At 67.9% G+C, this 13,887-nt stretch carries 10 protein-coding genes; all 10 read right to left on the reverse strand.

Features of this window, described 5'->3' with window-relative positions:
- Positions 1–5: 5 nt before the first annotated feature.
- From FHY06_RS15410 to FHY06_RS35050, 10 genes are read right to left on the reverse strand one after another with little or no spacing between them, the layout of a single operon-like run.
- Complete coding sequence (locus tag FHY06_RS15410; protein WP_184605702.1) at positions 6–1,136, reverse strand: PAAR-like domain-containing protein; 1,131 nt, start codon at positions 1,134–1,136, stop codon at positions 6–8.
- A 3-nt stretch (positions 1,137–1,139) separates the two neighbouring features.
- Positions 1,140–2,177 (reverse strand): hypothetical protein, encoded by a 1,038-nt coding sequence (locus FHY06_RS15415; RefSeq protein ID WP_184605703.1) that lies wholly within the window; start codon positions 2,175–2,177, stop codon positions 1,140–1,142.
- Positions 2,174–3,286 (reverse strand): DUF2169 family type VI secretion system accessory protein, encoded by a 1,113-nt coding sequence (locus FHY06_RS15420; protein ID WP_184605704.1) that lies wholly within the window; start codon positions 3,284–3,286, stop codon positions 2,174–2,176. Before FHY06_RS15420 ends, FHY06_RS15415 begins: the two co-directional genes overlap by 4 nt.
- Before the next feature lie 25 nt (positions 3,287–3,311).
- The gene (locus FHY06_RS15425; protein ID WP_184605705.1) at positions 3,312–3,794 is read right to left on the reverse strand and encodes a DUF6484 domain-containing protein; all 483 of its coding nucleotides are present in this window, start codon (positions 3,792–3,794) and stop codon (positions 3,312–3,314) included.
- A gap of 23 nt (positions 3,795–3,817) precedes the next feature.
- Positions 3,818–6,196, reverse strand: coding sequence for a type VI secretion system Vgr family protein (locus FHY06_RS15430; protein ID WP_184605706.1), 2,379 nt, complete (start codon positions 6,194–6,196; stop codon positions 3,818–3,820).
- 58 nt (positions 6,197–6,254) lie between these two features.
- Entirely contained in the window at positions 6,255–6,650 is a 396-nt protein-coding gene (locus FHY06_RS15435) for a DUF4150 domain-containing protein (RefSeq protein ID WP_019655699.1), read from the reverse strand.
- A 9-nt stretch (positions 6,651–6,659) separates the two neighbouring features.
- A complete protein-coding gene (locus FHY06_RS15440; RefSeq protein ID WP_184605707.1) occupies positions 6,660–7,289 on the reverse strand; it encodes a DUF3540 domain-containing protein in 630 nt (209 codons plus the stop codon).
- A gap of 42 nt (positions 7,290–7,331) precedes the next feature.
- Positions 7,332–8,378, reverse strand: coding sequence for a pentapeptide repeat-containing protein (locus tag FHY06_RS15445; RefSeq protein ID WP_019655697.1), 1,047 nt, complete (start codon positions 8,376–8,378; stop codon positions 7,332–7,334).
- 2 nt (positions 8,379–8,380) lie between these two features.
- A complete protein-coding gene (locus FHY06_RS15450; RefSeq protein ID WP_184605708.1) occupies positions 8,381–11,020 on the reverse strand; it encodes a DUF2169 family type VI secretion system accessory protein in 2,640 nt (879 codons plus the stop codon).
- Between the two features lie 16 nt (positions 11,021–11,036).
- On the reverse strand, positions 11,037–13,880 hold the full coding sequence (locus tag FHY06_RS35050; protein ID WP_184605709.1) for a type VI secretion system Vgr family protein: 2,844 nt from the start codon (positions 13,878–13,880) through the stop codon (positions 11,037–11,039).
- Between the last annotated feature and the right edge of the window lie 7 nt (positions 13,881–13,887).

A 13,887-nucleotide genomic window follows, 5' to 3' on the forward strand; every position in this document is an offset into this window, starting at 1 on the left:
TGTGTTCAGGGCAGCGCGGCACCCAGCTTGCCTGCCGTTTCGTTGACCGTCGCCTGCAGCGACGCGTAGTGCGAGATGTCGGTCTTGCCGGTGGATGAATGCTTCACCGGTTTGGATGGGTCGCCCAGCCCCTTGTGGCCTTCCTTGAGCTGGGCCTCCAGGCATTCCTGGCTGCAATGCGGGGCCACGGCCTTGGCGCCCTTGGCGCAGTGCGTGACCTCCTTGTCGAACGGATTCGGTTCTCCATTGGCCACGGGCGACGTGGTCTTGTGGTGTGTGTGGCGCAGGCCGTGCGTGCCCGAACAGCTGCCGCCTTCGGTGCACATGCAGGGCGCCTTGTTCATGTCGTAGGCTTCCCAGCCTTTCATGGGCTTGCCGCCGTAGCGGTCCTGGAAGAACGAACTCTTGGGCACGATGTGGTCGCCCGTCTGCGCCTTGCAACAGCCGCCGATGCCGTCCTCCACGGGCGGCGAGGCCTTGTAGGGCACGAGCCGGCAGCGGCGAGCGGCTGCGCAAGGGTTCTCGCTGGCCTTCTTGGCTGCGCCGCCCAGGTCGCCCTTGATCGAGCCGAAGTCGCCGCCCAACCCGGTTTCGGCGCAGACGTCCTTGCCGTCGGGCTTGGCGGGCTTGTACTCCTGGCAGGCCGACGCCTCACGCGCCTTGTCGCCATCGCACAGCTTCTTGATGTCGCCGTCGGCCATCGAGTCGACGAACGGCCACGGCACCGCTTCGTTGGCCGTCGGGCTGCCATGGTTGTTGGTGGTCTTGTCGAGGTGGCGCACCGCGTTCTCGCCCTCGAACTTCACATCCATCGACCAGTCGATGAAATACACCTTGCCCTTGTTCTTGCTCGACACCACGCCCTTCTTCGCCGCGCATCCGGCCTCGTCGCCCGACGATGTCTTGAAATAGGACTTGTTCTTCAGCATGATTTCCTGGCCGGAAATCTGCACACTCCGGCTTCCCTCCGTGGTGTCGGAAGCCAGGCCGGTGTTCGGGTAGGGAACCGGCACGCCGGGCGGCGTGGCCGGGTTCTCGGGCGGCGTCATGCACACGTCGGGCATGGCGCAGATGGTCTTTCCCGCCCCCGCCTTGCAGGCGATCTCGCGGCCGTTGGCGAACACCTGGTTGGTCATGCGTCAGCCTCGTCCGTCGCACCAGGAAAAGATCATGGACGAGCGCCGCCCGTCCTCGTTGCCCAGGTGCAGCAGCACGTGCTCGCCCTTGGCGTAGGCCTTCTCGCAAGCCGCCTTGAGCACGGCGATCATCACCAGCCCGATGGTCGCACCCACCTCGCCAATGCAGTCCGCCGGATGCCACACGTCGAACTCGGTGCGCTTAGTGCGATCGATGCGCCCAAAGGCAAGGCTTGCCTCCTTGAACGCGTACTGCCCGCCCGAGGCGTCGATGATCTTGAACTGCAAGATGCTCTCGCCGCAGCCGGCTTCCTGCAGCGACTGGCGAATGGCAGCCGTGAGTCCGTCGGCGCGCAGCGGCTCTTCCGAATCGACGTGCGCCTTTTCCACCGCGAAACCGAGCCCGCGACACACAAGTTGTCCGTCGGTGTGCACGCCCATGGCCTCGACCAGCAGCGCGGCTGCCCCCTCGCCCGGAATGAAACCGTCCGAGTTGCCGCTCGTCAGCAGGCGATCGCGCCGCTCGCAGTCGGCCAGCGCCGCACCATCAAGCAGGCTGTCGCTCGCGGCAATCGCGACCTGCGCCGCCCGCCCTTCGCCGATCAACTGGCGCGCCCGCAGCAGCGCGACGCCTGCCGACACGCGCCCGCGCGCGATCACGGAGGAATCGGGATGAAAGCGCATGCCGAGTTCATCCTCGAGCGCCTCGAAGAAGCGCGCATCGTCGTCCACGATCCGGCCGGGCCGGCCGGATTCCGCCAGGCACAGCAGCAGCGGCATGGCTTCGCAACTGTCGCGGTCGAATCCGGCCAGGCATTCGGCAACCGCGCGCGCGGCCATCTTGAGCAGGCGCTTCTCTCCGCGCCACGGCTGTGGGAACGGCACCTCGCAGCCCATGAGCCACTCGCCGTCGCGGTCCCGGAACCGGGTCTGCTGGAAGTTGTCCACGGCGCCCCGGATGGCGGCGCAAGTGGAAGCTGCGTCGAGCCCGACCCCGGTGACGAGCCCGGTACGGCTCACCGTGATCGCGGGTGCCGTCATAGCTGCGGCTCCGTCTCGCCGCGCCGGCTGCGCACCAACTCGCCCAGCGAGGGATGCCACTGCTTGCCAAGCGCGCGGGCGCGCCACCATCCTGCCGACATGCGCCCACCCAGCACGTTCGACACCTCGAAGATGCTCTTCTTCAACGGCATCGTGGCGCGCCAGGCCATGGTAAACAGCATGCGATCGGTGTCGATGGCCAGCGTGTCGAGCGTGCCCTGCACCGTCTCGTGGCCGCCCTTGCGGCGGAAGAACGTGACGGGCACGTCGAGCACTGGCAACGAGAAGCGAAGCTGCCCCGCCGCCGACAGGTTTCCGAGCGCGACCTCTTCGCCGCCGCGCAGGAAGTCCACCTGCTGGTCGGGCGGTGCGGCCTGGTAGTAGGCGTCGTTGAAATCCGCAGGCAGGAAGGGGAAGGTGTTGTCGATCCAGTCCTGGTCGTAGGTGCCGGCATAAGGCAGGCGCTGTGACCAGCCGCGGCCTATGGGCCCGAAGGCCATCGGCGCATAGGTGCCGTCGGGTGCCTCCACGGGCCGGTCGAAAGCTTCGGTTCGCGGCAGCGGCGTGCCATCGAGCAGTGCGGACTGAAGGTTGCAATGCCAGCCGCAGCCGACCGGGTTGGCCATGTAGGCGCCGTGGCGGGCGCGGTCATCATGGCGCTCGTCGACGCCGCCGAACGCGACGTCGTAGCTGATGGCCTGCGTGACGAAAGCTTCGGGTGGCGAGGCGCGCACGCCGGACAGCCCCGCGCTCCAGTGCCGGGCGCCGACGACGGAAAACATCTTCTTCCACCCGCCCACACGCACCCCCACCGGCACGCGCTGCGCCGGTTCGCCATGCGGCGCATGGGCTGTGCCCGTGAGCAGGATGTCGCAGCGCGGCTTGCGCGGCGCATAGTCCACCTCCTGCACGGGCGCCGAATAGCCCGGATCGCCGGTGAAGGTGTCGGCGGTGATGAGCGGCAGCTGCACCGCATGGCGCGGCGCCACGGCACCGTCGCCCGGTATCGCGAATGTGCCCTTCACCACGACGACCAGCAACTCGCGGCCCGACGGCTCCATGCCCATGGTGTATCCGAGGGTCATTCCGGTGGCGTTCACGACTTCCATGACGGCTCCCGGTGTTCGCGCACGCTCAATTGATCTGCACGGCGCCGCCCTTGATGCGGTTCGTGCCCGTGGAACGACTCAGCACATAGCTGCCCTGTATCAGCACCTTGCCCGAGCGCGTCAGCGTGATACTGGCCTTGCCGCAGCGCAGCACCATCTGCTCGCGCGCGCTCACGAGCAGGCGCTCGCCGTCGGCGTCGATCTCGACCTGCGCCGGCTTGCCGTCCGCGGGCCATGCGCCGTCGCCGCGCACCACCCCCATCACGAGCGGCCGCGCCGGGTCGGCGCGCTCGAACATGAGGCTCACCGCCCGGCCCACGTGCGCGCCATGCAGGTCGACGACGCTGCGCGCGGGCACCGCGGCCGTGCCGGGCTGTCCCTCGAACATGACGAGCGGCGTGCGCCCTTCGTCGGCGACGCCCACCAACTCGCCGATCACCATGCCGTTCCATGCACCCGTGTCCAGTGCCTGTGCCAGCTTCGCCTCGATCAAGTCCCTGCCGCTCATGTTCAGCTCCTTCTTGATTGCCTTCAGTTCTGCAAGATCTTCGAACCCTTCATCACGATGTCGCTGCTCGCCTTCTGATTGATCTTTCCGGAAGCATCCATCGTGATGTCCTTCCCCTTGATCACGATGGTCCCGTCCTTCTTCATCGTGATGCTCGCGCTGCCGGTGGTGATGGAAATGGAATCGCCCGCATCGATCACGAGGTTCTTGCCCACGGAAAGCGAGTCGTCCTTGCTCACGCTGGTGGTCCGGCCCGAGCTCACGCTGCGTGACTCATCTGCGCCCACGTTCGTCGACAGGTTCGCCCCAACATCCACCGACCGATTGGCCCCGATGCTGCTCGACTGATTCGCCCCCACGCTGATCGTCTGGCTCGCCCCCACCGTCACCGCCTGCATCGCGCCCACCGTGATCTCCTGCGCCGCCCCCACGGTGATGGTCTCGTTGATCCCCACCGTGTGCGTACGCTGCAGCGCCACGGTGGCCGTCTCGCTCGCGCCGACGGTGATCGTGCGGTTCTGCCCGATGGAGATGGTCTCGTTCTGGTCCACCGTCTCCATGCGGTTCTGGTGGATCGTGATGGTCTCGTTCTTGTCCACCGTTTCCGTGCGCTGGCCGTGCACCGTGATGGTTTCGTTGTTGTCGACCGTCTCGGTGCGGTCGTGCTTCACATGCGTGGTCTCGTCGTGATCGATGGTCTTGGTGCGGTCGTGGCCCACCCAGTGGGTCTCGTCGTTCTCGACCTCGATGTCCTGGTTCTTCTCGGCGTGCAGGTACACCTGCTCCGAGCCCTTCTTGTCCTCGAAGCGCAGTTCGTTGCAGTTGGCCGCGCTGCCCTTGGGCGTCGAGCGCGTGCGGAAGCCGCTCTGCGTGTGGGTGCCGAACGGAATGGGCTGGTCGTCGTTGTAGACGCGGCCCACGATCAGCGGCCGGTCGGGGTCGCCGTTCAGGAAGTCGACGATCACCTCCTGGCCGATGCGCGGGCAGAAGTATCCGCCCCAGCCCTTGCCCGCCCAGGGCTGCGACACGCGCACCCAGCAGGTCGACTTCTCGTTGCTCTTGTCGTAGCGGTCCCAGTGGAAGTGCACCTTCACGCGGCCGAAGTCGTCGGCGTGGATCTCTTCGCCCGACGGGCCCACGACGATGGCCGACTGCGGCCCCGGCATCACCACGCGCGGCGTGAGGCGCGGCGGATGGAAAGGCATGTCGACCGGGAACACCGTGAGCAGGAAGGCGCTGGCGCCCGGACGGCCGGCGTCGAGCGACGGCATGCGCGCGGCGATCGCCTCGAACGCCGGCAGGGTGTCGGCCAGCACGGCATCGTCGGCGAGCGCCTCGCGCAGCAGCCGCGTGGGCGGCACGCGCGGCTCCTCGATGTCCGCGCCTTCATAGCCCGGGTGGCTCGCGACGAAGGTGCAGGCGGCGATCACGTAGTCGCTGTCGCGCGTGCCGTCAGGGTCGTTCTCGAACTTGAAGCTGCGGCCCGCGGCCACGTCGGGCCAAGGTGTGAGCGCCCAGTGGCGCTGGCGGCGCGCGCCGATTTCCTCGCCGCGCAGCTTGCCCTTGTCGTCGGCATCGCCGCCGTTGAAGTAGCCCCCCGCGAATTCGAAGGCCTCGAACTCGGCCAGCTCGTGCTTGTCGGGCGTGCCGCCGGCCGCCTCGAGCTTCTTCTTGATCGCCTTGAAGTCGCTGTCGGTGGAGGCGTATTTGCCGGTGTCGAACTGCCGCTCACTGACCCAGCGCGAGATCTCGTTGAAGCGCGCCTCGGCCGAGTCGCTCGGCACGTAGCGCAGGGTGTCCGCCGCGGGCAGCTTGTCGTGCGCCATGTCGCTGGCATCCGACATGTGCATGGTGCCCGGTGCGTCGTGCGCATCGAACCAGTAATAGATACCTTCGTCTTCCAACAGGCGCGATAGAAACTGATAGTCGCTCTCCTGGTGCTGCACGCAGTAGCGGCGCGGCTTGTGCGTGCCGACCACGTTGTCGGTGCGGGTCTTCTTGAAGCGCTTGATGGGACTGTCCTCGAACACCGCGTCGAGCACTTCGAGCACCTTCTTCTCCTGGTGGATGCGTGAATTGCTGCGCTTGGTGAGCAGCCAGAACCACGAGCGCAGCGTGAAGCGGTATTCGAAGTAGCGCCCGGCATGGCCCGCGCGCACGAAGCGCACCGCATGGCCCTGGCAGTGGCGCTCGTGCGTGCCGCCGTCGGCATCCTCGAAGCCGATGACGACGTCGAAGGCCCGGCCGAGGATGTCCTTCGCATCGATGGCCTTGTTCTCCGACAGCACAGTGAGCTCGTAGATCGACGCGCGCGCCAACGCCTCGTGACCCACGATGCGCCAGAACATGAGCTCGTCCGTGACGGGCGAGTCGCTCTCGATTCGGAACTCCTTGTCTGCCATTTTCGGCTTTCTCCCCCATGCGCCTGTACGGCGGCGCAGCCTCTTTGCTTCGGTTCCTCTATGGCGCCAGCAACAGCACCAACGCCTGGCTCGGCACGACGCGCACGCCGGGGCAGTTGGTGCTGTTCTGCAGCGATACGCTGGTCAGGCGCGTGGCGGGCATGCCGTTGAGCAGCACCGTGAACGCGCCCGTGAGATGGCGCGAGGGCCCCATGACCGAGCCGGAGGCCACGCCCATGTTCACGCCCGCGTTGTCGCCATTGGTCATCGGTATGGTGGTGCCCAGGTTATGCGCCGGCGTGCACATGAAAAGAATGGTCGGGCAGTTCGGAATGGCCATCGGCCCCATCGCGATGTTGGGGTACGGGATGGGCACCGGGCCGGCCGGCGTGGGCGTGAGGCACACGTCGGGAAAGCCCATGTCGGTGCCCATCATCTGCGTGTTGGCGAACATGACGTGCCCCTAGCCCAGGTGGATCTGCGCGCCGCGCGCCTTGACCAGCTTCTCGCCGTCGATCAAGGTGTGTTCGCTGTGGATCTGCAGCAGCTGCTGCGCCTGCAGCTCCATGTGCCCGGCTTGCGTGCGGTCCAGGCCCTCGGTGCTGCGCATGTGCTGCTGGCTGCGGTGCTGCACGCGGTCGAACAGCGTCGATAGCGTTGCGCCGATGGCCTTGACGGCGCTGCCCACGAGGTTGAGGCGCTCGCCCATCGCATCGGCCTGTTCGCAGTTCAGCCGCACCTGGGGCGCAGCCAGCGACAGGGTGTCCCTCGCATCGATGCCGACGCGTTCGGCGTGCAGTTCGAGCGCACCGCGGCTTTGCAGGCGCACGTCCTGCGCGCCGCCGCGCTCGAGCACGGCCATCACCCACCATTGCTGCTGGTCGTCGAGCAGCGCGGCGACGCTGTCTCCCTCCTGCAATGCGACCAGGCAGCTGAAGGCCTGCCGCGCCTGGACCTGCCGCTCGCCGACGCGCAGCGAGACCGCCTGCGGGGAAAGCTCGCGCACCAGGGCGCGGTGCCAGCCAGCCTGGAGGGGGGCGGGCCTGTGCGGCGCGGAGGCCACACGTCGCGTGGAAAGGGTGGTGGTGCTCATGGGATGTGGCTCGAGGTGATCGGTTGCAGACGGTGCGGCCGCTCAGGCGGGCGCCCATTGTTCGGAGCGGGCCAGATCGGCGTCGGTGCCCAGCGCCTGGGTGCGGTCGGTGAACTGCGCGTCCTGCAGCTTCGCGCCATGGAAGACGGTGCGAAACAGCGTCGCCTCCCGCAGGTCGGCGCCCTGCAGGTCCGCATGCTTGAAGTCTGCGTAGGTGCAGTCGGCCTGCACGAACAGCGCGCGCGGCAGCGTGGCCTTCGCGAAGTGGCACTGGTGCAGGCGGGCGGCCGCGAAGTCGGCGCCGGGCAGCACGGCCTGCGTGAAGAGCGCCTGCTGCAGCCGGGCCTTGCGAAACCGCACCGACTCGCCGACGACTTCGCAGAAGACGGCTTGCGGCGCATCCACCTCGCTGAAGTCGCAGCCTTCCAGGGTGCTGCCCTGGAAGTTGCATTGCGCGAGATGGGCGCCAGCGAAGCTGCTGCCGCTCATGTCGCAGCCCGAGAACTGGCACGACGCATAGCTGCCGCCAGCGAATTGCTTGTTCTTAAGGCTCACGTTGGAGAACACGACCCGGGTCATCGGCGCCCCCGTCCACGTCATGCGGTCCAGATCGCACTCGCTCACGACCGTGTGGGTCCAGTGCGACTGGTCGGCGTTGACGTCGATCAGCCTGCTCTTCGACAGCACGGTGGCGTCGAGCTGCGCGCGCTGCATGCCGGCATGGTCGAGCGCGCAGGCGTGCAGCTTGGCCATGCTCATCCATGCATCGCCGAACTGCGCATGCGCGAGGTCGCACTCGTTGAAGGTGGCGGCATGCAGGTTGGCGCCGCGTAAGTCCGCATGGTCCAGCTTGCAGCGGTTGAACACCGCATGGCGCAGGTTGGCGCCGGCAAGGAGGCTGCCTCGCAGGTCGCACTGGTCGAACACGGTCTCGCGCGCGTCGGCTTCGCGCAGGTCGGCGCCGCCCCATGTGCAGCGCGTGAAGATGCCACCGCCAAGAAAGGCCTTGGCATAGTGGCCGCCGCTGAAGTCCTGGGCCTCGAAGGTCTCGCCCAGGCCCGCGCCGAGCGACAGGAGTTCGGCGCTCACTCTCATGGCGCACCTGCGCTTCGGGCTTCGCCGTGGGCCGCGGCGAGTGCCTGCTGCTCGGGCGTGAGCCGCGGCCATGTGCGCGCGCGCGTGATCAGCGCGCCCTCGAACTGGGTGTCGCCGCTCAGGGCCACGCGCGTGAGATCGGCGGCGAACAGGTTGGCCTTGCGGAAGTCCGCACCGATCAGGTCGGCATTCGAGAAGATCGCATCCTGGCAGTTGGTGCCCGCCATGCGAGCGCGAGTGCAGCGCGCCTTGCGAAAGAGCGTGCCCTTGGCGGAGGCCAGCCGCAGGTCGGCGCCCTGCAGGTCGGCCATGCCGAGATTCGCGGCATCGAGCGTGGCCCGGGGGGCGCGCAGCCCCACCGCACTGCACTCCCCGAGGTTGGCACCGCTCATGTCGGCGCCGCCGGCATCCAGCCCGTCGAGCACCGTGCCCTTGGTGAACACCACGCCCCTGGCCTGCGCGCCGACCATGCGCACACCTTGCAGCATGCAGGTGACGAAGCTCGCGGACTGCAGCCTGGCACCGGAGAGATCCACGCCGCGCACATCGCACTCGATGAAGCTCGCCCCGCTCAGGTCGGCTTCTCGCAGGTCGAGCCCCTGCAGGTCCAGCTTGTAGAAGACGGCGCCTGCCAGTTGCGCGCAGCCCCAGTCGGCACTGCCCCATGTGGTTTCGAGCAGGTTCGCGCCGGCCAGGCTGGCGTGGCGCATCTGGGTCTTCGCCATGGCCGTGTGCATCAGCATGGCGCCCCCCAGGTTGGCCCGGTCGAACACCGCGCCGGCCAGCTTCGCACGCCCCAGGTTCGCGCCGGTGAAGTCGGATGCCACCGCGACGCAGTCGCGCATGTCGGCATGGGCCAGCACCGCGCCTGTGAAGTTGCAGGCCGAGATGTTGGCGCCGCGCAGGTTGGTGCTCTCCAGCCATGCGCCGGAAAAGTCGAAGCCGCTGAGGTCCAGCCCCGAGAGGTCGACGCCCGTGAGGTCGATGCACGGCAGGGTACGGTGCCCGTGTTCCGCGAGCCACTGCGCTTCCTGCCTGCGCGCCGCTCCTTGCTCTCCTTTCAGGGGATGCGCGGGCGGCTGCATGTGGGCCGACTGCAGATAGCCCAGGCGCTCGGCGCCCTCCTTCTGCCGCAGCCTGGCCAGCAGCTGCGCCTCGGGCATCGGCAGCCTGCCGCCCTGCGCCTTGAGTTCGGCGAGATGGGCGTCGGCGGTGTAAAGCGGCGGCCCGCGATGCACCAGGTCAGCCAGCTTCACCTGGTGTTCGTCCTCGAAGCGCAGGACCTTCTCGAGCTGGGTGACCATGTCGTCCACCGCGGCCCAGTGCTGCTGGTCGGCCTCCTTCTGCTTGGCCTTGATGTACGCGGGCAGCTCGCCCATGCTCGGCGGCTTTTCGCGCACGGGCGCCTTCAGGCCCATGGCATCGGGGTCCTTGCCGCTGGCGATCACCTTCTCGCGCGCCAGGGCCACGTCGATCTCGGCGCGCCGGAACTGTGCATCGCCCTGCAGGCCGTCCATCTTGAAGACGGCGCTGGCCTGCTCGAAATCGGGGTCGGTGGTATCGATGCCCTCGGGCAGCAGGTCGGCATCGTTCAGGCTCTCGATGCCGCCGTGCACCGGGTCCAGCCGCTTCGCGAGCACTTCGGCGTAGTGGGCGTCGCCGCGCGGCTCGCCCAGGCGCTCGACGGCGCACATCAGGTGCGCGATGTCTGTGCCGTCGTACTCGGCTACTTCGGCCAGGCCGTGCCAGACCAGCACCATGCGCTCGACCTCAGGGAAGAACCACACGGTGGTCAGGCGCATGGGCACTTCCTTGAGCTTGTGCGCATCGGCATGCGCAGCAGCCTGCTCGGGAGGCAGCCGGTAGTTGGCGAACACCCGCACCTTCAGGCCCGGCAGCTTGCCCTGCAGCAAAGGCTTGGCAGGGTGCATGTTCTCCAGCGCGAAGGCTTCGTCGCCGCGCAGGGGCGCATCGAGCCATTGGTCGCGTGGCGCCATGTTGAAGTGGCGCCAGTCGACGTCGGGCGGAAAGCCAGGTGCATGCGTCTTCAGGTAGCTGTCGTCGTAGGTGCCGCGCAGCGCGGCGCGCTGCGGGTGCATCAGGTCCAGCGCGCCGAAGCCCGCGGGCCGCACCACGTCGCCGGGGGCGCTGATGCGCGAATCCGTCAGCTCCAGCAGGGGCAGCAGGTGCACGCCGCCCACGGGCGCCGCGCCCATGCCCTGCATGTTGTCCGCGAAGCCCGGGCCGCCATAGGCGTTGGCCCAGTCCAGCGCCACGGGCCGGTAGGTTTCCGACTGCACGACGCGGTCGCCGTCCCAGTGGCGCGGCGAAAAGGCCAGCACCGACTTGGCCGCAGTGCCGAGCCGCACGCGCGCCACCGCACCCCGCGCCTTCGGATCGGCGGCATGGACGCGTCCGACGACCAGGAACTCGGGCGTCAGCTTGGCGACGCCCTCGTCGATCAGCGGCACGGCCATGAGCTTCGACACGCAGTCCCACATCGACTGCTCGCGCAGCAGGCCGATGGACTCGGACATCGGAACGAACAGCATCGTGCTCAGGCACAGGCCGGCCTTCGACCGGTACTCGATGGGCCTGAAGCTGAGCGCGGCGGTGTTCGGCTTCTGTATGTGCATCTCGCGCGTGCCCCTGCTATTCGGGCGCCGAGGGCAGCGGCTGGCTGCCGGCCGCGGCGGGGGTCGAAACCGGCATCGGCGGCGCCGGCACGGTGCTGCCGGGGGGTGCCGCGGGCCCCGACACCGCATTGACCGGCGCACTCTGCGGATTGCCGTCGGTCGTGAAAGCCGCAGCGCGATCGGCCGGATCGGAATGCAGCCGCATGTTGTCCGGGTTGTACCAGGCCCGGTCGCGCCGCGCGTCGGTGATGGACTTGGCCGCCGCCAGCCGCGCCGACAGGCTGCTGAGCCCGAGGGCCTGCGCCTGTTCGGCGGCCTCGTTCAGCGCCTTCGATGCGTTCTCGTACTGTTCGTAGGTCGCATTGACGTCGACCACCGAGGACACGGCCGAGTACGCCACCGCGCCGATCGCGGCTCCGATGGAAGCGCCCATGGCGAATGCTCCGCCCGCGCCGCCGCCTGCACCACCGCCCGGCATGATGACCTTGGCCTGGCGCTGCTCCACGTCCACCGGGGAGATGCTCAGGTCCACGCCCGCGAAGCCGAGCTTGAGGGCCGCCGCCGTCTCCATCTGCAGGGCCAGGCAGGAAGCCATGCTCAGGCCCATCATGGTGTCGATGGAAAGGCCCATGAAGGTGGAGCGCGCCATGCCCATGTTGGCTTCGCTGTTCACGCCGATGTAGCCGCTGGAGTTGGCGCCCAGCACGGTGGTGTTGGAGCCGGCCGAGGTGGCGTTGATGTTGCCCACGGCGATCAGGTTCAGGTCGGAGTTCGACACCGCCTTGATCGCGTTGGAGAAGATGCTGTGGCTTCCGGCCGATGCGTCGGTTCGGTCGGCGTTGGTGGTCATCTTCATCGCACCGACGGAGGCCATCGCGACACTCGCGCCCGATGTCAGGCTGACCGCCCCCACCGAGTTGATCGTGATCGACTGCGAGGTCTGCGAATACGCGCCCACGCTCGTCAGCGCATACGTGGCGTTGGTGTGCACCGACACAGCGCCGTTGACCACCGTGCTCTGCGTGCCCTTGGTGCCGATGGTCTGGTTGCCCAGGGTGGTGGTGAAGGTGTTGTCGTCGAACTTGTTGGTCTGCGCCTTGACCACGTGGTTCATCTGGGTCTTGAGGACCGTGTAGCTTTCCTTGCCCTCGACGGTGACGGTGCGGTCGTTCTGCACCGTGAGGCTCTGGTCGTTCTCGACCACGGTGCCCATGTTCTTCTCGGCGTGGATGTTCAGGGCCTCGCTGCCCTTCTTGTCCTCGAACATGATCTCGTTGTAGTTGTTCACGCCGCCGCCGGGCGTGGAACGCGTCCTGAAGCCGCTCTGCGTGGGCGACTTGTACGGGATCGGCTGGTCGTCGTTGTAGACCCGCCCCACGATGACCGGCCTGTCGGGGTCGCCGTTGAGGAAGTCGACGATCACCTCCTGCCCGATGCGCGGCGCGAAGTAGCCGCCCCAGCCCTTGCCCGCCCAGGGCTGCGACACGCGCACCCAGCAGGTCGACTTCTCGTTGCTCTCGTCGTAGCGGTCCCACAGGAAGTGCACCTTCACGCGGCCGTGGTCGTCCACGTGCAGCTCGTCGCCCTTGGGGCCGACCACGATGGCGGTCTGCGGGCCGGGCATGGTCACGCGCGGCGTGAGGCGCGGCGTGCGGAACATCCGGTCCGCGGGAATCACCGTGAGCAGGAAGGCGCTGCTGCCGGTCTGCGCGGCATGCAGCGCCGGCGTGACGGCGATCAGTTCCTCCAGCACCTGCAGCGTGTCGGCGTTGACGGCGTCGTCGCGCAGCGCCTCGGCCAGCGCACTGCGCACCGGCTGCGCCACCGTTGCCGCGCTGACGCCTTCGTAGCCCCTGTGGCTGGCGACGAAGGTGCATGCCGCGATGATGTAGTCGCCGTTGCGCGTGCCGTCGGGATCGCCCTCGAACGTGAAGCCGCGGCCCGCGGTGACGTCGGGCCAGGTGGTGATCGCCCAGTGGCGGTCGCGGCGCGCATTGAGCTCGTCGCCGCGCAGCTTGGCGCGGTTCTCGGCATCGTCGCCGGTGAAATAGCCGCCGGGGAACTCGAAGATTTCCAGGCCTGCCAGCTCGTGCGGCGCCGAGGCATCGATGTCCGAGCCCAGCTTCTTCTTGATCGCCTTGAAGTCGCTGTCCCGCGACGAATGCTTGCCGGTATCGAACTGCCGCCCGCTCACCCAGCGCGAGATCTCGTTGAAGCGCGGCTCGGCGGCGTTGAGGGCCATGTGGCGCAGGGTGTCGGCGGCCGGCAGCTTCTCGTGCGCCATGTCGCTGGCGTCCGAGAGATGCATGGTGCCGGGCGCGTCGTGGGCGTCGAACCAGTAGTAGATGCCCTCGTCCTCCAGGAGGCGCGAGAGAAAGCCGTAGTCGCTCTCCTGGTGCTGCACGCAGTAGCGGCGCGGGTTGTGGGTGCCGACCACGTTGTCGGCCTTGGTCTTCTTGAAGCGCTTGATGGGGCTGTCCTCGAACACCGCGTCGAGCACTTCCAGCACCTTCTTCTCCTGCAGGATGCGGGAGTTCCTGCGCTTGGTGAGCAGCCAGAACCAGGAGCGCAGCGTGATGCGGTACTCATAGTGCCGCCCCATGTGGCCCGACCGCACGAAGCGCACCGCATGGCCCTGGCAGTGGCGCTCGTGGCTGCCGCCGTCGGCATCCTTGAACCCGATCACCACGTCGAAGGCATGCCCGAGGATGTCCTTGGCGTCGATGGCCTTGTTCGTCGAGAGCACCGTGAGCTCGTAGGCCGACGGGCGCGCCAGCGCCTCGTGCCCCACGATGCGCCAGAACATCAGGTCGTCCTTGGCGGGTGAATCGCTCTCGATGCGGAACTCGTTGTCGGCCATCTTTTTC

It is taken from the genome of Variovorax atrisoli (assembly GCF_014195185.1).
GTDB lineage: Bacteria > Pseudomonadota > Gammaproteobacteria > Burkholderiales > Burkholderiaceae_C > Variovorax > Variovorax atrisoli.

Bases quoted from the DNA above. Each gene is read 5' to 3' on its own strand.
- FHY06_RS15425 (WP_184605705.1), bottom strand. From the start codon at position 3,794: ATGAGCGGCAGGGACTTGATCGAGGCGAAGCTGGCACAGGCACTGGAC.
- FHY06_RS35050 (WP_184605709.1), bottom strand. From the start codon at position 13,880: ATGGCCGACAACGAGTTCCGCATCGAGAGCGATTCACCCGCCAAGGAC.
- FHY06_RS15415 (WP_184605703.1), bottom strand. From the start codon at position 2,177: ATGACGGCACCCGCGATCACGGTGAGCCGTACCGGGCTCGTCACCGGG.
- FHY06_RS15440 (WP_184605707.1), bottom strand. From the start codon at position 7,289: ATGAGCACCACCACCCTTTCCACGCGACGTGTGGCCTCCGCGCCGCAC.
- FHY06_RS15420 (WP_184605704.1), bottom strand. From the start codon at position 3,286: ATGGAAGTCGTGAACGCCACCGGAATGACCCTCGGATACACCATGGGC.
- FHY06_RS15430 (WP_184605706.1), bottom strand. From the start codon at position 6,196: ATGGCAGACAAGGAGTTCCGAATCGAGAGCGACTCGCCCGTCACGGAC.
- FHY06_RS15450 (WP_184605708.1), bottom strand. From the start codon at position 11,020: ATGCACATACAGAAGCCGAACACCGCCGCGCTCAGCTTCAGGCCCATC.
- FHY06_RS15410 (WP_184605702.1), bottom strand. From the start codon at position 1,136: ATGACCAACCAGGTGTTCGCCAACGGCCGCGAGATCGCCTGCAAGGCG.
- FHY06_RS15435 (WP_019655699.1), bottom strand. From the start codon at position 6,650: ATGTTCGCCAACACGCAGATGATGGGCACCGACATGGGCTTTCCCGAC.